The 21,944-nt window shown below is 42.2% G+C and carries 12 protein-coding genes; 5 read left to right on the forward strand and 7 right to left on the reverse strand.

Going from position 1 to position 21,944, the window contains the following annotated elements; translation table 11 throughout:
- Positions 1–9: 9 nt before the first annotated feature.
- The 5 genes from RM049_RS15980 to RM049_RS16000 form a co-directional block, all read right to left on the reverse strand.
- Positions 10–2,040: an FAD-dependent oxidoreductase gene (locus RM049_RS15980; protein WP_322704877.1), complete on the reverse strand. Its 2,031-nt coding sequence runs from the start codon at positions 2,038–2,040 to the stop codon at positions 10–12.
- Between the two features lie 636 nt (positions 2,041–2,676).
- The gene (locus RM049_RS15985) at positions 2,677–6,639 is read right to left on the reverse strand and encodes a DUF4912 domain-containing protein (protein WP_322704878.1); all 3,963 of its coding nucleotides are present in this window, start codon (positions 6,637–6,639) and stop codon (positions 2,677–2,679) included.
- Positions 6,640–7,293: 654 nt separating this feature from the next.
- The gene (locus RM049_RS15990; protein ID WP_322704879.1) at positions 7,294–8,400 is read right to left on the reverse strand and encodes a precorrin-8X methylmutase; all 1,107 of its coding nucleotides are present in this window, start codon (positions 8,398–8,400) and stop codon (positions 7,294–7,296) included.
- Positions 8,401–8,403: 3 nt separating this feature from the next.
- Positions 8,404–8,949 carry a hypothetical protein gene (locus RM049_RS15995; protein WP_322683331.1) on the reverse strand — a complete coding sequence of 182 codons (546 nt, stop codon included), beginning with the start codon at positions 8,947–8,949 and terminating at the stop codon, positions 8,404–8,406.
- On the reverse strand, positions 8,936–10,054 hold the full coding sequence (locus RM049_RS16000) for an AAA family ATPase (RefSeq protein ID WP_322704880.1): 1,119 nt from the start codon (positions 10,052–10,054) through the stop codon (positions 8,936–8,938). Before RM049_RS16000 ends, RM049_RS15995 begins: the two co-directional genes overlap by 14 nt.
- 149 nt (positions 10,055–10,203) lie before the next feature.
- Between RM049_RS16000 and RM049_RS16005 the strand changes: the two genes are divergently transcribed.
- From RM049_RS16005 to RM049_RS16025, 5 genes are all read left to right on the forward strand, one after another.
- A complete protein-coding gene (locus RM049_RS16005; protein ID WP_322704881.1) occupies positions 10,204–12,267 on the forward strand; it encodes a heavy metal translocating P-type ATPase in 2,064 nt (687 codons plus the stop codon).
- 378 nt (positions 12,268–12,645) lie between these two features.
- On the forward strand, positions 12,646–13,506 hold the full coding sequence (gene rsmI, locus RM049_RS16010) for a 16S rRNA (cytidine(1402)-2'-O)-methyltransferase (protein WP_322673641.1): 861 nt from the start codon (positions 12,646–12,648) through the stop codon (positions 13,504–13,506).
- Between the two features lie 492 nt (positions 13,507–13,998).
- The gene (locus RM049_RS16015) at positions 13,999–14,277 is read left to right on the forward strand and encodes a GlsB/YeaQ/YmgE family stress response membrane protein (RefSeq protein WP_322673642.1); all 279 of its coding nucleotides are present in this window, start codon (positions 13,999–14,001) and stop codon (positions 14,275–14,277) included.
- Between the two features lie 59 nt (positions 14,278–14,336).
- Positions 14,337–15,245 (forward strand): hypothetical protein, encoded by a 909-nt coding sequence (locus RM049_RS16020; RefSeq protein ID WP_322704882.1) that lies wholly within the window; start codon positions 14,337–14,339, stop codon positions 15,243–15,245.
- Between the two features lie 678 nt (positions 15,246–15,923).
- Positions 15,924–19,547 (forward strand): response regulator, encoded by a 3,624-nt coding sequence (locus RM049_RS16025; RefSeq protein ID WP_322704883.1) that lies wholly within the window; start codon positions 15,924–15,926, stop codon positions 19,545–19,547.
- A gap of 87 nt (positions 19,548–19,634) precedes the next feature.
- Here the strand turns inward: RM049_RS16025 and RM049_RS16030 are convergent, their stop codons facing one another.
- Both RM049_RS16030 and RM049_RS16035 read right to left on the reverse strand, forming a co-directional pair.
- Entirely contained in the window at positions 19,635–20,330 is a 696-nt protein-coding gene (locus RM049_RS16030) for a Uma2 family endonuclease (protein WP_322704884.1), read from the reverse strand.
- Positions 20,331–20,521: 191 nt separating this feature from the next.
- Positions 20,522–21,538: a ribose-phosphate pyrophosphokinase gene (locus RM049_RS16035; protein ID WP_322673646.1), complete on the reverse strand. Its 1,017-nt coding sequence runs from the start codon at positions 21,536–21,538 to the stop codon at positions 20,522–20,524.
- Positions 21,539–21,944: the final 406 nt, after the last annotated feature.

Here is a 21,944-nt window from a genome sequence, read left to right on the forward strand (position 1 = left end):
AATGACAAACTATTTCCAATTATCCCAGTTTTCGTTAAAAATAGATGTATCTGGGAAGGCTGTAGGGTTGCCATTTTGTTGCAAAAGCCGTTTGAGTGCTTCTAGTTGTGGCTCTTGTTTAGGTAAATCATCAACTAGTTGGTAAGGTGCGATCGCATTTTTGAGTGCAAAACTAGCTACAGTTCCCGCAGCTGCGCCGGCCGACCATTCAAATGAGTGTACTCGATAGGCAGCAGCAGCAATATGACTAGTTGCAATACTTTTGCCACCTACGAGCAAATTATCAATTTTCTGGGGAATCATTGCCCTCAAAGCAATTTGGAAGGGGTAAGCTTGACCTGCGCCACGTCTTTCGCCGGGACGTTCTGTGTTTCCAGGGGCTTCTGCGGGACTATTCACCATGCAAGGATGGAAATCTATGGCGTAGTGACCAATACCCACAGCATCGGGGAAAATGGTAGAACGAGTCCGTCGCATTGCTTTGTCTGGTGGAATTTTACCGTCAATTACTGATATTGCTTCTAAACCTGCAACTGCTGCTCGTAGCCGACGATACATATCTGCTGGCAGAGTCTTTGAGTAATACTCATCATTATAATCTCGGCGGGAAATATCAATTTCCCCAATCCCAAAGCCTTCGGCTTGTCCCCAACTGGGGCGGCCAATAATCCGCCGTCCTTCTCGCATATAGGGATATTTTGATAAACCATGCGCTGTCCCCATTGGTGAATTTAAACCGGAAACAAAGCGGTTATTAGTTTGCGGCTTCTTAACACTATCCCCTAGTTGAGAATCTGTAGTCCCAGCTACCAGCCAGTAATAAAAAGATAAAGCATTTTCCTCAGCCTTGCGGAGAGTTTCTGTCCGCAGTCCTCCCATCCAACCCCCTGGTTCTAACTGTCCGGTACTTTGTAATTGTTGGCGGGTATAAATTAGGTTATCCTGGGCTGTTCCGGGGCGGTAGTCATTACCCCAAGTCCAGTTTTGCATCGAGATATCCCCTGGTGTAGGAGCATCAAAACTTACACCGCCGAATTTTTCTGGTTTCCCTTTATTTGGACTCCAGATGCGACGATAGGTAAAAACTAAATCAAAGCTAGCCAGTCGCGTTAATTCATAGCTGAAATATGGCGCATATTGGGGATAAAATGCAGGCATTGTCTGCGGTTGCGGTTCCTTGGTGGACTCCATTGCAAAGGTGTAGGTAAAACCTTGAGGGCAATAGGGGTCATTATTAGCGCTGGAAGCAGAAGGTTCTAGGTAAGAACGAGCATCAATACCTAATCGGTAAGGAACATCAGCAAGGGCGATAATTTCTCCGGTTTCGCTAGCGTCTACTACATACCATTTAGGAGCATTCTCTTCCGTTGCTTTGGGGATGAAACGGACAATCGTTTTAGTAAACCGAGACGAGTTTTCGTAGCTATAAGAATCTTCAATACTTTGAGATAACGTAAAAGTATTGAGAGGTGGTGCGCCTTTTGGTGGTTGATGTTGAATTGCGATCGCACTATTAATTATTTTGCCATCAGCAGCGATTTCCAAATCCTTAATTACTGTGTTGGGAAACCATTGCAATTTCCCTTTGCCCTGCTTTTCGGCATCTTTAAGCATCTGGGTCAAAATGGCGTGAGCATCATGCGGAAGAAAACACGATTCACTTACCCAGCAGTCACCTGGGTTAAGCTTACCGTATTTACGTCCAATCCGATTTCGTAATTCCAGATAGCCGCGAGAATAGAATTTTAAAGCTCGTTGAGTTGGGCGTTCGTCTAACGCAGATGTTCCTTGAGCAGAAATTTGTCCTCCCAGCCAGTCTGTAATTTCCGTCAGACAAACTGTTCGCCCTGCTAGCAAACCCTCATAAGCTGTGGCTACACCAGAAAGTCCACCACCCACAACTAAAATCTCACAATTTACACTTTTGTCTGGGGTTCTTGGTGGTGCAGCGTTCGCCTCATCAAATACAACTAAGCTAGAGATTAAATTAAGACCAATCAGCGATGTTAAGCTAAAAGCTACTTTATGTCTATGTTTCATAGTTAAAAAAACGCTCCAAATCCTGTGTCACCTGTAGACGTTAGCATTTAGGAAATGTCTAGCTCAAGAAATTTTTCTAGAGCAAAAGACGCGATGAATCGCCGTTTTGATATACAGACGCGATGAATCGCCGTCTCTACAATACGCGATGAATCGTGTCTTTGTGATGATTTATCACATTTTTGCGATCTATAATTTTCATCAAAAAACCTTAATCGAATCGTATTATAATCATTTCCCCTAACAGGGATGAAAACGAAAGTTGGCATAATAAAATCCCCCCTTCCTACACCCCTGAAAAGGGAGAATTGGTTTAGAGGAGAATGGCACTAATAAATATACAGCCCTTGCTCTAACTGGTTAAGAGCCTCTAGGCTCTTAACCCATTCTGTGAGGCTCCGCCTCTAGTAGGTTGACAAGAGGCAGAAGCCCACTTTAGATACATTCTCAAGCCTCTAGGCTGGGAACAAGACGACATAAGCTTTTGGGCTTTTGTTAGTGCCATTCGGGTTAGAGGAGATAACTCAAGGTAATAAACTGTTCCACATTTAACTTGCATATATTGGGCGGGCGAGACGCCCACCCCACAATAAATGTACAATTTCAGATTATGCAAACTAGATGTGGTTTAGCTTATTAGCTTTCGGAAGTTTCCTGAGAGAACTTCTTATGAATAGTTCTTGTGGATTCCCCATCAGCAGCTACCGTTATGAGATAGTCCATTAAACCATCTGAAAAGGGAAGACGTAGGTGGAAAGTACCATCAGGTTTGATTTTGATGGCATGGCCGCCAATGTTTACGTTGGTATTTGGTTGAGTTGCTCCGTGAATAATTAACTCAGCATCAGCCACGAACCAAAAATCTCCGTGGGGACGACTGAAAACCCGGACGTTAGCGGAACGGGCGATGAGTAACCAACGTAGTTCACCGCCGTAGGCATCGCCATCAGCAATATAGCCAATTTCAACCATGTAATCGCGATCGCTCACCGGAATCGCCACAAAGCGATCGCGTGCTACTTCTTCAGATTCATACTGCTGGACAAGTTGAGGACTTTGATAACTCAAGTCAATGCCAGTCACATCATAGAGCCGCACTGCTAATTGAGAACCGCCCTGTTGTTGTAGTGCTTCAGACTGAGCTTTGGAAATGTGCCAAGAGACATAAGCCCACTTGGGAGTGCGGGGTGTGAGGACAATACTACTTTCTTCTGGGGTAGTTTCTGCTTCTACATTTGCCGAGCCAATAGCGGTTTCGCTGACTAATGGTACAACATTTTCAACAGTGGAATCTGTTGTCGGCTCTGTAGGCACCGGACTAAAGACACGAACGATCGCAGAACGGGCAATAAATAACCAGCAATCGCCATCAGCGACATAGCCAATTTCAGCTATGTAATCGCGATCGCTGATGGGAATTTCTACAAAGCGATCGTGTGCTGTCTCTTCACATTCATACTGCTGGACAAACTCAGGATTTTGATAACTCAAGTCTATTCCAGTCACATCATACAGTCGCACTACCAATTGAGAGCCGCCCTGTTGTCTCAGTGCTGCTTTTTTAGCTTCGGAAATCTCCCAAGAGACTTCAGCCCATTGGAAAGTGCGGGGTGTGAGGACAATACTGCTTTCTTCTTCGACATCTACCAAATCAACATCTGTTTTATCAGCGATTGCGACATCATCAACTACGGGATCTGGATTCACAGGGCCGAAGACATGAAGGATCGCAGAACGGGCGATGAATAACCAGCGATCGCCATCAGCAAGATAGCCAATTTCAGCTATGTAGTCGCGATCGCTCTGGGGAATGTCCACCAATCCGTCGTTTTCTGTTTCTTCAGATTCATACAGCTTTACCAGCTGCGGAGTTTGATAACTCAAGTCAATGCCAGTTACATCATACAGTCGCACGATTAATTGAGAGCCGCCTTGTTGCCGCAGGGCTGCTTTCTTGGCTTCGGGAATCTTCCAAGCGACATGAGCCGATCCATCAGTATCTGGTGTGAGGACAATACTGCTTTCTTCTTGAGTATCTGCCAAACCAATAGCTGTTTCGCCTGCCATTGCCACATCATCAACTATGGGTTCTGGATTCACAGGACTGAAGACACGAACAATTGCAGAACGGGCGATGAGTAACCAGTGTTCGCCATAAGCGAGATAGCCAATTTCAGCTATGTAGTCGCGATCGCTCTGGGGAATTTCGACAACGCGATCGTGTGCTGTCTCTGCACATTCATACTGCTTCACCAGCTGCGGAGTTTGATAACTCAAATCAATGCCAGTCACATCATACAGCCGCACTGCCAATTGAGTACCGCCTTGTTGCCACAGTTCTGCTTTCTTGGCTGGGGAAATCTCCCAAGAGACATGAGCCGATGTATAAGTATGCGGTGTAAGCACAATACTACTTTCTTCATCAGCATCAATTGCAATCGTCTCATTTGGAGCATCCGCTCCAAAAGTGCTAGCCCAAGCGCCAACTCCCGCGCCTGCTGCTAAAGCTGCGGCTGCGGCCAAATCTGTGGAGTTAGCTTCTTCAACAGTCGGCTCGGCAGGAAGTTCTGACTCTGGCCAACTTAAAGTGGGTTCGGCTGCGTCCGCTACCACATTCAATGCATCTTTACTCAATACATCTTCTGGAAATTCTGGTAAATCGAGCAGTGAAGATGTATCTGTCTCTGATGCTTCCACATCGGCTGTCGTTTCGTCAGATTCCACTAAAGGCAATTCATCAACTGAGGCTGTATCTTCAGTTGAGGTGATACTCTCTAGCCAGTTCAATTCTGCCTGAAGTTCCTCGTCTGCCCGATCTTCACTAATTGCTGTGTCCCAGTATCCAAAATCAGATGATGCTTGTGGCACATCTGGTAATTCCGGGAGTGGGGCTGTCACCTCAGATGAAGGCAGTTCCACATCAGACAACTCTTCTGGAATATTACCTGGGTAAGGATATGAAGTATTTACTACAGCCGCCGGAGCTTCTATATCCCATGCAATTTCATCAGACTCAGGAGTGTATGTCTCCGTATAATTACTTAGTTCGGATGTCTCATCAGTTGCATTTGGTTCTCTTTCTTTGTTGTTAAAGGTAGACCAGGTAGCCGCCCCGATACCTGTTGCTATAGCCGCACCACCTAAAGCTGCGGCTCCCAAATTGTTATTTTCTGAGCCATTCGCTACGCTCGATGTCGCACCTTCATAGAGGTTAGAAGTACCATTACTTGTCTCTTGGACTAAATTTGCTGTCTCCTGAGTAGCATTTTGATCCAGATCGGATTGTGTTTGAGCGTAGATGTTGAAAGGAGTGCGATCGGGGTTTTCTTGCTCTTGAAAGTCCGGTACTGCTTGTTCCTCCAGCGTCGTTCCATTCAGGGAGGAAACTGTGCTGGGATCGAGCGCCGCCGTTTCTCCATTGGGTGGATGAGGATTTGATTCTGGTAAATTGTCTGTTTCCTCAGGGGGCAATGGGGGTTTTTTGAGAATCCACCATAGTACAGAGCCACCTACAGTTATAAAAAAGACAGGTAGCAGCAACCACAATGGTGTTTCTTTATTTACAATTGGAGCGCTTTGTGTAGGTGCAGCCACAAAGGGCTGTTCGCCAAATGCAGAACTAGTGGCACTAGGGGAAGGCGTAGGTGCTGGTGTCGTTTGGACACCTGGAGCAGCTGCAACAGGTTGTAAGACGCTGGCTGCGATCGCCTCGGCTTCGGCAGTTCTACCTTTTTCTATAGCCTGCTGTCCTGCGGGTGCTAGGGTAAAGCCAAGAAAATCTACTGTGGTTAAACTCTGATCTTTTTTGTAAACGTAAACTAAAGGTTGCGAGAAGGGATATCTCGCATCAGCTGGCAAGGCTTGATGTAATTGCAGAACTCGCACATCTTTCAACTTCGATACCTGATTAGCTAACACATAGCTGATACCGTCTTTGCCCAGTTGTTTGATGATTTCTGCGGTATTATCGTCACTTACTTGGGTAGCATTAGCACCTGTAGCAAATTCAGCAGTTTTGAAGGCTGGATAAGTACGAAAAGTATTGCGAGTTTCACTCGTGTTCGGGCGATCGATGAACCGAATCTTGGCTGAAGGCCCTCCCAGTTGTGACCAATTTGTAATTTGTCCCCGAAAAATCCGGGCGAATTGCCTACTAGTCAAGCTTCCTTTGAAAGGATTCTCTGCACCAACCACGATCGCAATCTTCTCACGCTGCAAACGAACTTGCTCTAGTCCTTGAGCTTTTTCTGCTGGCGTTAACCCGCGCCCCATTGCGACTATATCGATTTTGCCATCTAGCAAGTCTTTCAGCGCTTTCTCAGTGCCGTTAGCAGCAACTTCAACCTTTTTACCGACAAACTGTTTTTCAAAACTTTCTTTCAGGCTTTGGTTGATTGCACTCAAGCTACTGGAACCGTCAATCCGCACTATCGGTTCATTCTGCACTGTTTGTGGCAGTGGCGAAGAGGTAGCTTCAGGTGTAGATTGTGCCAGCATCGGAGCTGATACCACCAGAGATGCTGCCATCGGGGTTGTAGCTAAGGCAACCCATAATAACAGTCTGACTATCAAAGTATCTTTTTTTTCTTGTTGCCACATAAGCCCCTTAATTAAAGTAAAAAATAGAAAGCCTGCCAGTCCTAAATCGCGATCTTTATAAAGATTATGGAGGAGACGGGCTAATTATACATCTGAGTTATCTTTAGTTCTAATTACTTCAAAGCACTTATGCTGATTTATACTTCGCTCTAGCTTGGATAGCATGATAATTTATACTCTAATTGCCAAAGTCTGTTTACTATAAATTCTTCTAAGTTATATTGCAACTTAGAGGTTGTTTGAAAAGTGGTTGGCTGTGATTAAAATTACCCCCTTAATCCCCCCGATACATTGGGGGAAACCAAAAATCCACTTCCCTCCCCTTTACAAGGGGAGGGTTAGGGTGGGGTAAAAAATATTTAATACATCAATCATGACTTTTCAAACATCCTCTCATACACAAGTTGGTAGTTTATGACCGCGATTATGAATTATTGAATTACTAAAACTGGTAAAGTGTAGCAAATTCAATATTATTTAACAATATTATTTTCAGTAGTGCTGAGTCTGAGTTATGAGTGCTGAGTTATGAGTTATGAGTTATGAGTGCTGAGTTATGAGTTCTATGTGCTAAGTGTTGAGTGCTTTTTCATGCAAGGCTTTTGAAACTCGTTTCACTGAGACTGTCTTAAATGAATACTTATTGTTCAGCACTTATTTGAGATAACAATGACAATCTGGCTTATCTATTAGTGACTCCACCAAAGCATTTAGGGCAGTTGCAGCTAAAGCACCACCTCCCAAAGTCCCTTCAACTGTAATAAAAGGTATCCCTTGTTGCATCAGTTGTCGCTTGGCTGCGGGAGCATGACTAAAGCCAATGGGCATTCCAATTACTAATGCAGGCTGAATTTTTTGGTTAGCAATGGCTTTACAAGTTTCCAGAAGTACTGAGGGAGCATAACCAACTACCAACACACAACCATTACTTACTTGCAGCAATTTTGTTCGCCATTCTCGATCTTGCCAAAAGGCGAGTTCTGCTTCAGTGGCGGTGGTAATATGGGGGTTATCAATCAAGGTTTCGGTGCGGCATCCCAAGTGAAGTAATCGGGTTTGATCCAAAGCAGCAGCAACCGTTTGGGTATCGACAACAATTTCACAACTTGCAGATAAAGCTTCTCGACTAGCTGCGATCGCCTCTCGACTCAATTTCACAAACGATACTAAACTGACATCGCCACAAGCCAAAACCAACTGAGAAATTAAATGCTGTTCAATTTCCGAACGGTGAGACAAATTAGGTAGTAAGCGTTGTAGCGATTCAGTAAAAGCTTCCGAGTGGGTATGAATTTCGGCATCCAAACCACTCCAGAGATTTTCCAATCCTCCCAATCCAGCTTGAGTTTCAACATCGAGTAACTTCAGTTGCGCCAAAACTTCCGCCTGGATAATTTGACAATGGCGATCGCGCCCCAATAATCCTTCTAATGCTGATGCAGTTTGTCGCAGTTGAGAAATTTGTTGCATCACCGCCCGATATTGCTGCTGAAGTTGTCCCATGAGGTTAACCGTTGTGTCGGCTTCTGGTTCCACTTCCAAAATATTGCGGATATGATTTAGCTGAAACCCTTGCTGCTTAAGTGCGACAATCCGTTGCAACCTGAGAACATCTGTTTTGGTGTAGAGACGGTAATTGCTGCGCGATCGCACTGGTTGCGGTAGCAGCCCCAACTGATGGTAATGTCGCACCATTCGCGGAGTTAAACCTCCACCAACTGCATCAGTGAGTTCTTTAATAGTTAAGCTACCAGGGTTCATGATTTACTCCAACAACGGCAAAATTCTTTGTAACTCTTCACAAGCCGCCTGGAGAGATGGCGGTGCATTTTCATCCAAACCTTGATAATACTGATTTACCAAGTTTTCCACGTAGGGTTTACAAGCTGACTCCTTGTTTAATTTTGAATATTCTATTTCTTCATCAACAGTTTCACCTTGTAAATAATGTATCCAAGTTTCAATATTTCTTTTGGGGATAAATATTGCAATCGCTTCTTTAGACTGGCGAATCTGCTGTAAATCTTCTATCAGTGCATCATCTAATTGCTTCAGCCTTTCCTCTACCGTTTTTTTATCAGCATCAATCAAAACCACAAGCATTCCTACGCGATAATTTTTGCTACGGTATGCTTTCACTTCTGGGGTATAATGCGCTCTTACAAACTGTTCTCCTGCCCCTTTTGGACAGATTTTAATTCTGACGTTTCTATCTAAAATAAACCCTAGCTTTTTCAAAAAATGACGAGCAAAAACTTCTTGTTGTCTATCCTCACAGAGAATCACAATCTGTACTCTACGTTGGCTCATAAAGCCATCCCCGTGCAATTAGTTCTGAAATGGTTAATCCAGTATTTTCCGCTACTTCATTACTAATTTTTTTCACCCGTACAGAAGCATTACTTTGACGTTCAAACCAATAACCTATAGATGATGCTAAAAGATAATCAATTAGTTCAGGATGATGAGAAATTAGCAAAGCTTGTAATTTTCCTTCACTGCAAAAATCATATAGTTCAATTAGCCAAGGCTGAATTGCTGATAAGAATAAAAAATTTTCTGGTTCATCTATACATAATGTATAGTCTTCAGATTCAGTATAATACAGCAAAGTATAAAGAGCAAAAAGCGCTTTTTGTCCATTAGATAATTCACTTAAAGGATAATCAATAATTTGTGTTTTATCTTCATAATCTAAAAATTGTAATTTTAAAATTACGCAATCATCATTTATCTGTTCAAACTTAAACCCTATAAATCCATTAAACAACATTTTTAAGACCTTAGTAATTTCGACTAATTTATCTTTTTGATTACTAATATAACGATACCAAGAAACAAAATTATCCATTTTCCAATTTAATTTTACTTCTTCTTTTAGACTAGTATTTTGTATAAAGTTAGGAATAATTTGTACAATAATTAAACGTTCTATTCTATTTTTGAACCACTTCAGTTTTGTATTGGAACTTTCTATAAAAAATAATATTGCAGAATGAGAGGTAGAAAATGGAAAATCAGATAGATATGAATGATCGTCTTTAGCCAGGTTCCCCTTACCGTTTTCAATATTTAATAAAGTCTTATTATTGAAATAGAGACGCTCATATTTTACATGACAATTATGTTGAATATGATGTTCAATAGCAAGTTCATATTTATAATCGCCACCATTTCCAGAAATCTCTAACTCAAAACGTTGAATTCGTGAAGACTGCCAGCGTGTACAGTCAGAAGAATGAAAAACCTTTCCTACATCACAATAAATAGTTAAAAAGTCTTGAATTTTTCTCAAAAACTCAAAAACAGTTGATTTACCTGAACCATTTTCACCGATAAACAAATTAATTGAGTCAAAATTAAGTTCAAAATTTCCTAAGCCACGAAAGTTATCAATATAGATTCGCTTTAGCATCAAGTTTTATCCTTACAATGTATTGCCATAGATTACAAAAATTACAATTTACTAACAGTATGTAAGTTTTCATTCCTAACTCCTACACTATTGACATTAACATCAATGTCAAGGTTTAGCGTGAGAGAGTCCCTGTTAATTCACTTCTCATGCTCTACTCCCAACGTTTGAACCAATTCACCAGAGAACACGGAGATACCGTAGCCGCCCTTTTGTGTGGCTTACTGCTATTTTTCGGATGGTTCGCCTTACATCTCGGCGCTTTGGGATTAGCATTCCTGCTACTACCCGCCGCTTATGTAATTGGTGGTTACGAAAGTGCGCGGGAAGGATTGACTACTCTCTTCAAAGAAAAAGAACTCGATGTAGATTTGCTGATGATTGTCGCCGCCATAGGTGCTGCTAGTCTTGGCTTATGGCGAAGAGAATATCATCTAATTATTGATGGGGCAATTTTGATTCTGATCTTTGCCATCAGTGGCGCATTAGAAGGCTATGCAATGCAGCGAACTGAGCGGAGTATCCGCAGTTTGATGAGTTTAACACCAGATACAGCAAGGGTTTTACTTCAGGGAAGAGAAGAAGAAATTCCGATCGGTCAGTTAAAGGTGGGTGATGAAATTGTTGTCAAACCTGGAGAGCTAATTCCTACTGATGGGATAATTTTATCTGGTTACAGTACCCTCAATCAAGCTGCAATTACAGGCGAGTCTTTACCTGTAGAGAAAACAGTGGGCGCAGAAGTATTTGCCGGCACGCTCAACGGCTATGGTGCATTGCAGATTAAGGTACACAAACCAGCCCAAAGCAGTTTAATCCAGCGTGTAATTCGTTTAGTAGAACAAGCAAAGACTCAAGCACCTCCTTCGCAAGAGTTTATCGATCGCTTTGAGAAAGGATATGCCAAAGTCATTGTAGTAGCTGGGATATTACTGGCAACTTTACCGCCATTTCTTTGGAGTTGGGATTGGGAAACAACAATTTATCGGGCGCTTACTTTCCTTGTGGTGGCTTCTCCCTGTGCGCTGATGGCTGCAATTATGCCTACCCTGCTTTCAGGAATCGCCAACGGTGCAAGACAGGGAATTTTGTTTAAAAATGGGGCGCAGTTAGAGAAGATTGGCCAAGTCCGAGCGATCGCATTTGATAAAACTGGTACTCTGACAACAGGACAGGTGCAGGTATTCCAAGTATTTTCAATTAGTGAATACACGCAACAAGATGTGTTAAAAGCTGCCGCTAGCGTGGAATCCTATTCAGAACATTCCATCGGTAAGGCAATTGTACAAGCGGCTGGTGAAACAGTTCGAGTCTTCTCTGCGAGACGCTCCGCGTTCGCGAAGCGTTCCGTTGGCGCAGCCTCTCGAAGAGAAGGAAAGGCGGTTCCCGTCGAGTCGAAACTGTTGAACCCGAAGGGCGATTTGGATTTGGTTGATGCAATCCAAGTGCAAGCCATACCGGGACAAGGAATTGTGGGAATTGCTCAAGAACAACAAGTGATTGTGGGTAATGCTGTTTTTGTACAGCAGTATGTCACAAATTTACCTGAAGAACTGCGAAAAATGGCTCAATCTTGGGAGCAAGAAGGTAAAACTGTGGTTTGGGTAGCGAAGAACCCCACCCCCAACCCCTCCCCGCAAGCGAGGAGGGGAGCAGAGGTGATGGGTGTAATTGCTCTTGCAGATGAAGTAAGAGCGGAAGCCGCCGCAACCATTACCCGCTTGAAGAAATTGGGAGTTGAACAAATTGTCATGTTAACCGGCGATAATCAGGAAACTGCTCACAGTGTCGCCAAAGCAGTAGGAATCGATCGGGTATATGCCCAACTTCTACCAGAAGATAAGCTGAATATTATCCGCCGTTTACAGCAACAATATCAAACTGTGGCAATGGTAGGCGATGGCATTAATGATGCACCAGCTTTAGCGCAAGCATCTGTGGGTATAGCAATGGGAGTATCCGGTAGTGATGTGGCATTAGAAACCGCAGATATCGTACTGATGGCAGATAGGTTAGAAAAAATTGCTGTAGCGATAGATTTAGGCAGGCGATCGCAAGCCATAGTAAAACAAAATATAGTTGTAGCGTTGAGTTTCATTATGTTGCTTTTAGTCGGCAACTTTCTCGGAAATATTAACCTACCCATCGGCGTCATTGGCCATGAAGGTTCCACAGTATTAGTTACCCTCAGTGGACTAAGATTATTGAAATAAGATAGAACGCAATATAAGCCCAAAAGCCAGTTGTAGAAACGCGATTTATCGCGTCTTCAAAGATCAGAAATACCCAAAATCACTGAAATTGATGAATTATATCATGTCCGCTTGATTGCTTATTAAACCCGAAGAACCCCACCCCGCCAAAGCTGTGCTTTGTCTCCCCTCCCCGCAGGCGGGGAGGGGTTGGGGGTGGGGTTCTTTTATTATGGGTAATTTGGCGGACATGATATTAGAAACTCTCGTCGGTTTAAAAAAAACAAAATTAGAGTATGGAGTGTTACCAATACTTAATTCCTATTAGACGTAAATTATTATTTTGACTTCTTAACTCTTAACTCCTAACTCCTAACCCCTAACTCCTAACTCTTGCTCATGCAAACCGATCCAAAACCAGGAACACTTTACGTTGTCGGCACACCAATTGGCAACCTGGAAGATATCACCTTTCGGGCGGTACGAATTTTGCAAACTGTGGATATCATTGCTGCGGAAGACACGCGTCATACTGGGAAACTACTACAGCATTTTCAAGTTAAAACACCCCAGGTGAGTTACCACGAACACAATCGTACCAGCCGGATTCCAGAATTATTAGAGCATTTAGTTAATAATAAAGCGATCGCTCTGGTGAGTGATGCGGGGATGCCAGGTATTTCCGATCCTGGATATGAACTGGTGAAAGCTTGTATTGAAGCGGGAATTCCTGTAGTTCCCATTCCTGGCGCTAGTGCAGCAATTACCGCTTTGAGTGCAGCTGGATTACCAACAGATCGGTTTGTCTTTGAAGGCTTTCTCCCAGCGAAAACTCAACAGAGACAAGAACATTTAGAATCTCTGCAAACAGAATCTCGCACTTTGATTTTCTATGAATCGCCGCACCGTTTGCGAGATACTTTGCAAGACTTAGCTCTTGTTTGGGGAAGCGATCGCCAAATTGTGCTAGGACGGGAGTTAACTAAATTGTATGAAGAATTTTGGCGGGGGACAATTGCCGAAGCGATCGCTTACTACACTCAACGAGAACCCCAAGGTGAATATACATTAGTTGTAGCCGGAATTCCAGCCAGTCAGCCCCAACTGACAGAAGCAGAATTGATAGCCGAGTTGAAACAGTTAATTAGTCAAGGAATATCGCGATCGCAAGCTAGCCGTCAGTTAGCAAAATTTACTTCCCTTCCCCGTCGCCAACTATATCAACTAGCTCTTTCTATAGTCTCCAGTCCTGAACCTTGAACGGCTGATATCGCTTTTTTGAAAATTAAAAATCTAGATGTTAAATGTTTATATTTATTTATTTTTTCTTCCTTTTCTGTCCTTCTCTACGAAATACTACAGATTCTTGAAAAGTAACTTTTGCTTTCCGGTTGGGGTGCATGTTAAAGGGAAAGTAAAATTCCATACCGTTACCCTTTAACCCACTTCTGTAAGAAGTCCTATGCTTACCCATACAGGGAAGCAAGCTACACTAGTGTCTCATATAGAATGCGGTTAGCTTCCTTATCTACATCTTGTATGATGTCAAATAGGATTACTATATAAATAGTTGAATGTACAGAATGTGACTAATTTGTATATTCATCCTCAAAGATGACTTGGCAAATATTCAAATGATATCTAAAGATTTATGATATTAGTTCTTTAGATAGATCGGAAATTTTAGAAGCAAACTTTAATATGAAATAGTCAAATGCAAATAAAGCAGATTTTTAGTGAAGGAGAAATTCGATGACTAACATTATTGCTTGGTTGGTTTTGGGTTTAATCGCAGGTGCGTTAGCTAAGTTATTTTATCCTGGAACCCAAGGTGGCGGTATTATCTCTACAATTATATTAGGAATCCTTGGAGCCGTATTCGGTGGTTATTTGGGTCAAGTATTACTAGGAAGTGGTTCGGCAGCAGCTGCATCTGCCGGAGCTTTATCTCTAGGAAGTATTTTATTTGCTGTTATTGGTGCAATGATACTGATTTTCCTTTGGGGTTTACTGACTCGTCGCGCTGTGTAATTACCTCAAATTGAGGTAACAATCTTGGGAATCACTTCTAACTGCAATAAACCGATAAAATGACATTAGAGAAAGAGCGAAGAACTATAGGAGTTTTCGCTGGGTATTCCGATGCACAATTGGTACTTCAGGAACTAAAAGCTTCTAATTTTCCAATGGACAAAGTTTCTGTTATTGCACGGAATACAGAAGAAAGTGATATTGCTGGTGTTAGAATCATCGAAAACACTGGCAATACATCCTTAAAAGATGCTGCTGGAGCTGTTGCTAGTGATTATTTAGGAAATATTGCTGATTTATCAGTCGATCTAGTCCTCTTGGTAATTCCTGGTATAGGCCCAGTCATCTTAGCCGGAGCGGAAGTAACAGCGATCGCTACCACTTTAGCAGGTGGTTTATCCAGTTTGTTCCTAAGTTTAGGAATTACTGAAAAACAAGCACAGGGTTATAGCGATCTTGTCTGTAAAGGTTACTATTTGGTGATAGTAACCGGTATAGACATAGAACTTCGTCTTGCCAAGAGGATTTTTAATCGCCGCGATATTCAACAATGGGGAGTCTTTGAGCCATACTCGACCCCAAATAATCGCTACAAATATGCACTCGGTATTTTTTATCGATATCAAGATGCACAAGCAGCGGTTACTGAATTAAGAACCGCTGAATTCCCCATGAGTCAAATATCAATAGTTGTTAAAAATACAAGCAATCTGGGTGATATTTCTGGGGTGAATATCAGCAGTTTCCAAGATAAATATACTACTTTAGGAATTTCTGATGAGCTAACTAAATATTATGAGCATCATCTGACTCTTGGCCATTACTTATTAGTACTAAAAGGCACTGATATCTATGTAGCGGGTGCAAGAGCTATTTTAGAGAGTAACAAAGTTCAACATTTTAGTATTTATAGTCAATCCGAGCTTGATGCAGCTAGAAGCGATCGCCAGGTGATTAATAACTTCTAGTTAAATATTAAGTTGATATCAACAGATTTTTCGACACGCCATGATTGTGCGTGCATGTTCCTAAAATACTTTTGTACTATAAATTATATACTTCTATTGAAACCTTGACTTTGTTGTGGAATGGATGCTGCTGGCGATCGCTAAGGTTACGGTTTGTGTAGATTGATGTATAATGGCATAGATGTTGTATCCAATTGCGAAATACACTATATCTAGTGTCTAGATAAATTACGTTTTAATTAATTGAATTTTACCGATTAGGCTGTTTAATTTTACTATCCAGTCTTTTTATTAATTTCAAAGTTATTGAACCATTACAATATAAATTTAAAGATATCATTTTTTAGCTAATGTTAAATTTAGAATCTAAGCAAAAATTTTTACCTATACCCGGCAATATTAAATTCAAAATATAATCAAGTAATTGCTTCTTTTGAAAGAAGTTATACTATTGAATGGCTTCTTGTCGAAATCTTAGATAAAAATATTAGTATTTAGTTATATACTTATTTAAGTGCCTTACATTTGTAAAAAGTTAGGATACAAATGATAATAGTTGGGGTGCAAAAAATTAGGTATATCCTAGATAAACTAAATATCCCCCATTGATTTTGCACAGCCAAAACATAATCAAAATAGTCTCAAAAACAGAAATAATTTGAATACGTGCCTGGAGTAATGTTAAACCGTTTGAAGATTGGACCCAAGATTGGAGTGAGTTTTGCCTTGAGTTTGGCAACTCTGACCACCATTGGTTTCATCTCCTACCAAAGCACCAATGAGCTTATTCAAACTTCGCGCAAAGAAAGCCATACTTACCAGGTGTTAAGTCAGCTAGAAGACCTCAACTTGCAACTGACAAATGCTGAAACAGGCCAACGCGGTTACATTATTACTGGAGAACAGCGGTATTTAGAACCTTATAACGCTGCTATTCAAGTACTGAATCAAAAAGTTAAAGAACTTCAAAGGTTAACGGCAGATAACCCCAACCAACAAAATCGGCTTGATATTTTACAGCCACTACTAACCGAGAGAATGGCTGTAATGAAAGATGTCATAGAGCTACGGCAAAGCCAGGGCTTAGAAGCTTCTCAAAAAGCTGTTCTGACAGACCAGGGTAAACAACTGATGGATAATATCCAGAAAGTTATCCAGGCGATGAAAAATGAAGAGAATACACTGCTAAAACAGCGCTCTGAGAAGGCACAAGCAGCTGGTCAGCAAACGCTCGCCAGCATTTTCTATAGTATTCCCTTATTTTCTTTGCTCTTAGCTTTGATTGGATTCGCCTTGACCAGACATATCTCAGTACCGCTGAAGCGAGTTTCTGATTTGGCAGAAAAAATGGCGGATGGGGATTTATCGGTAAGTTTACCAGATAGCGATCGCCAAGATGAAATTGGCGTGTTGACGCGCACCTTCAACCAGATGATCGTTAATCTGCGAAACACAACTCAAAAAAATGAGGAGCAAAACTGGCTCAAATCTAACTTAGCTGAATTTACTCAGATGCTCCAAGGGCAGCGAAATCTGGAAAGCGTGTCTAGTATGATATTGTCGAATTTAGCACCACTAGTTGGGGCATCACAGGGCGTTTTTTATGTGATGGACTCCATCAACGACCAGCCTGTGCTGAAGTTGCTGAGTGGTTATGCTTATAAAGAGCGAAAAAACCTAGCAAATCAGTTTCGTTTGGGTGAGGGATTGGTGGGACAATGCGCCCTAGAAAAACAAAGAATCCTCCTCACAGAAGTACCCAGTGACTATATCCGGATCAGTTCCGGCTTGGGAGAAGCACCACCACTAAATATTATTGTATTGCCCATACTATTTGAGGAACAGGTAAATGCTGTAATTGAACTTGCCTCTTTTGGGCCTTTTAACCAGTTGCACCTAACATTTTTAGAACAATTGAGTGAAAATCTGGGTGTATTTTTAAATAACATCGCTTCACAATTGCAAACACAGCAACTACTTGAAGAGTCTGTTGCTTTAACAGAAGAACTGCAAACCCAGCAAGAAGAACTACAGCAAAGCAATCAACGCTTGGAAGAACAGGCGCACGAGTTAGAAGAATCACAATTCCTTGTCAAGCAATCTAACGAAGAATTGCAACAACTAAATGAGGAGCTAGAAGAAAAAGCAGAATTGTTAGAAGTTCAAAATCGGGAAGTGGGCCGCAAGAACCAGGAAGTCGAGCGAGCGAGGAAGTCTTTGGAAGAAAAAGCTGCACAACTGGCTCTGTCTTCCAAATATAAGTCAGAATTTCTGGCGAATATGTCTCACGAATTGCGGACACCGTTAAATAGCCTATTAATTTTAGCAAGGCTACTGGCAGATAACTCTCTTAACAACTTGACCGACAAACAGGTAGAGTACAGTCGGACTATTTACTCGGCTGGGACTGACTTGCTGGAATTGATCAATGACATTCTAGATTTGGCAAAAATTGAGTCGGGTACTATGTCGCTCGATATTGAGCAAATTGCTCTTGCAGATTTAGAGACATCTCTAGAGCAGACTTTCCGCCAAGTTGCCCACAATAAAGAAATCAGTTTTACCATTGAACGGGATGAGAAGTTACCCCCAACAATTTATAACGACTCCAAACGTCTGCAACAAGTGCTGAAAAATCTCCTCGCTAACGCCTTTAAATTTACAGAACAGGGAGGCGTGAAGTTACAAATATTTCAAGTTGATAATTCCACGATCGCTTTTGCCGTCAACGACACGGGCATCGGCATTCCAGCCGAAAAGCAGAAGATTATTTTCGAGGCATTTCAGCAAGCAGATGGTACCACCAGCCGCAAGTATGGCGGAACTGGTTTGGGCTTATCCATTAGCCGGGAATTAGCTCAACTGTTGGGAGGGAGAATTGAACTACTCAGCCATCCAGGACAGGGAAGCACCTTCACCCTTTACTTGCCCAAACAACAGGAAAAGCACGGTCAAAATATCACCACACCAATCCTTGAGCCAACCACCCCAAGCCGCACAGCATCGACCATAAAAGAACTGCCAATGGTGGAAAACAGACCCACAACTGTGGACATCTCTCCATCAGTGAAAGTACTTCCCAGCTTACCCCACGATATTCCAGATGACCGAGAAATAATTCAACCGGGCGATCGCATTTTGCTAATTATCGAAGATGACGATAAATTCGCCCGCATCTTACTAGATATGGCACGTCAGCAGGGTTTTAAAACTATTGTTGCTTTACAAAGCAAACAAGGTCTAGCACTGGCAGAACAGTTTAAACCTAATGCGATTATGCTAGATATCCACATGCCAGAGATGGATGGTTGGACGGTGCTGGATCGTCTCAAACATAAACCAGATACCAGACATATACCAGTACACATACTTTCTGTTGATGAAAGACAACAACGGGGATTACAGCTAGGAGCAATTACCTATCTCCAAAAACCCGTGTCTCCAGAAGCGCTAACTCAGGTATTGACTGAGATTAAAGGCTTTATTGAGCGTCAGGTAAGAAATCTCCTAATTGTAGAAGATGACCCCGTACAAGCCCAAAGTATTATCGAACTAATTGGTAACGGCGATGTCCAGAGTACAGCAGTAGGTACAGGGGCAGAAGCTCTCTCGATTTTGCGATCGCATCACTTTGATTGTATGGTACTCGATCTCGGTCTGCCCGATATGAGCGGGTTTGCCTTAATTGAGCAGATAAAACTTGAACCCAAACTTTTGAAACTGCCGATAATTGTTTACACTGGTAAAGAACTCAGCCGACAAGAAGAAACCCAGCTGCGGGGACTAGCAGAAACAATTATTATTAAAAATGTGCGATCGCCAGAGCGGTTGTTAGACGAAACTGCCCTATTTTTGCATCGGGTGCAAGCAAATTTGCCCACACCAAAGCGGCAAATGTTAGAGCAACTACATCAAACTGACCCGGTGCTGGCTAATCGGAAAATTTTGATTGTAGATGATGACCTCAGAAATATTTTTGCCCTAACCAGCTTTTTAGAAAGCTATCAAATGCAAGTGCTATTTGCCGAAAATGGCAGAGATGGCATAGAGAGGCTGCAAGCTAATCCTGAGATTAATATAGTTTTGATGGATATCATGATGCCAGAAATGGATGGTTACGAAACCACCCGCGCCATCCGCCAACAACAACAGTTTCGCTTACTACCAATCATTGCTTTAACTGCCAAAGCCATGCCAGGTGACAAAGAAAAGTGCATCGAAGCTGGAGCCTCTGACTACATCACCAAACCTGTAGATACCGAGCAGTTGCTTTCACTACTCCGGGTTTGGCTCTACCGTTAAGGAGTCATGTTTTTTATTAGCTTTTTCTAAGAGGGCTTTTCCATACTCATCACATTCTAAAGAATCCTCAAAAATAGGAACTCCCATCTATTCCCTATTTTCCATATTCTCATTTAACTTTTGCATAAATTCTTGATGTTCAGTGGCAGCTAAACCTGCTTGCAGGACAGATAACACTGTTGCCATTTCTCCTGAGAGTAAGGCAGATACGGCCAACCACAACCCCGGAAACACCTGAGAGCGAATAATTCCCTGCTCATCGGTTGGTAGCGAAACATACTCGTCCGCTTGCAGCCTAAACCAATCCAACTGATTATCTAATGTTCGCCAGACAATATACTCCTGTACTCCATTCCGCCGATAGGTGCGTTTTTTATCATGTAAATCGATGGCTGCACTGCTTGCTGCCACTTCTATTACCAGTTCGGGTGCGCCTTGGATATAATCATCCTCACTAATCAATGCCTGTCTGCCGGGAATGAATAGTACCGCGTCAGGCTGTGGTTCATTATCCGCATCTAAACGCACTGTGGGTTCAATTCCCAGAACAACGCCAGGGGTTGCAGTTTTATAGTTCCATAACCACCCGATCAAGTCTCCATGTGGTTCGCCATGACTTTTAATTCTCAGTGGCGATGCCATGATATACACAACTCCCTCAACCAGTTCAGCTTTTCTTAAATGTGGCATTGCCTGATAGCGCCGCTCAAATTCGTAGCGAGATAAGCGATCGCCATTTTCCAAAGGTAAAACTGAAATGACTTTTTTAGGAGTTGTAACCATTCCTTTGTCCTCTTTACCCAAATTGTTCAAACTGAATCAAAGTATTCTAATTTGACACTGCTGCATTTATTTTACTCCACACATGAAAAAGCTCCTTTGGACTGAAACAGGAGCGTAATAACTAAAAGCCCACACTGACCCCCAAACGGGTACAGTGTGGGTAATTTATGCCTATAACACTAATGGCAATCTTAGCGAAACATACTACTAACTGAAGTATCTTCATGAATTCGCCAGATAGTTTCTCCCAACAGATTAGCTACTGACAACACCACAAGTTGTGGAAAACGATTGTTTTCTGGTATGGGAATAGTATTGGTGACAATGACTTCCTCAAACAAGCCACTAGACAACCGCTCCATCGCTGGTGGAGAGAATACCGCATGAGTTGCACAGGCGTATACCTGACGCGCTCCTTCTTCACGCAGTAATCGCGCTCCTTCTGCGATCGTTCCCCCAGTGTCGATCATGTCATCTACTAACACTGCCGTTTTGCCTTTAACATCGCCGATGATATTTAACACTTCAGCAACATTATGTGCCTGACGACGTTTGTCAATAATTGCCAGTGGCGCATCATCCAGTTTTTTGGCAAATGCTCTGGCACGCGCTACACCGCCAACATCGGGGGAAACAACCACAAGATCGGGCAGTTCTTTGCTTGCTAGATAATCCAGCAATACTGGCGAACCGTAAACATGGTCAAAGGGGATATCGAAATAGCCTTGAATTTGAGCCGAGTGTAAATCCATTGCTAGAACGCGGTTGGCACCTGCTTCTACGATCAAGTTAGCAACCAGTTTAGCGGTTATTGACTCTCGTCCTGCCGTTTTGCGATCGGCACGAGCATAACCATAGTAGGGAATTACTGCCGTTACCTGTCGCGCAGAAGCTCGACGACAGGCGTCAACCATAATCAATAATTCCATCAAATGATCGTTGACGGGTTGACAACATGGCTGGATTAAATAAACATCACAACCTCGAATCGATTCTTGGATTTGAACGTAAAGTTCTCCATCCGCAAATCTTTTGCGAATCATTGGCCCCAAGTCCATGCCCAGATAACGAGCGACTTCTTGAGACAGTTGTAAATTGGCAGAGCCAGAAAACAGCCGCAGGCGATGATTATCGTTCAGTCCTGTTGCAGATGGTTGCACTTTGAAAGTTGCAGAACTGAGCACAGCAGATCCTCTATGTGCATTCATAGTAATATTATCATTAGAGATTTAATAGATTTAACCAAGAAATAGCCTAAAAAAACATCTGTAAGTTTTATTGAAGCTTCCATACAAAATTTAAACATTTTTCCATGAAATTATTATTCGCTACTTATCTAGTCTTCTTGGCAAACAAGCTATTCATAGCTTAACTGACATCAAGTCGATGCACTAGGTCTATAGTTCAATTTTTTGGTTGAGGTAAATAAGCCTAATTGCTTAAACATTATTGGTGTGCTAAGTTCTTCTAATTACCTCATTGATAGCTGACAGTAAAGCATTGACAACTTTAGTTGATATTAAAAAGTTTGTTCTCACACAGTATAGCACTTGTAACTAAGTAGTCAAAGAGTAGCTTATTACTCTATAACCTACGCATTGACAAAAGTGACAG

The sequence above is a fragment of the Nostoc sp. DedQUE04 genome, assembly GCF_034530995.1.
GTDB lineage: Bacteria > Cyanobacteriota > Cyanobacteriia > Cyanobacteriales > Nostocaceae > Nostoc.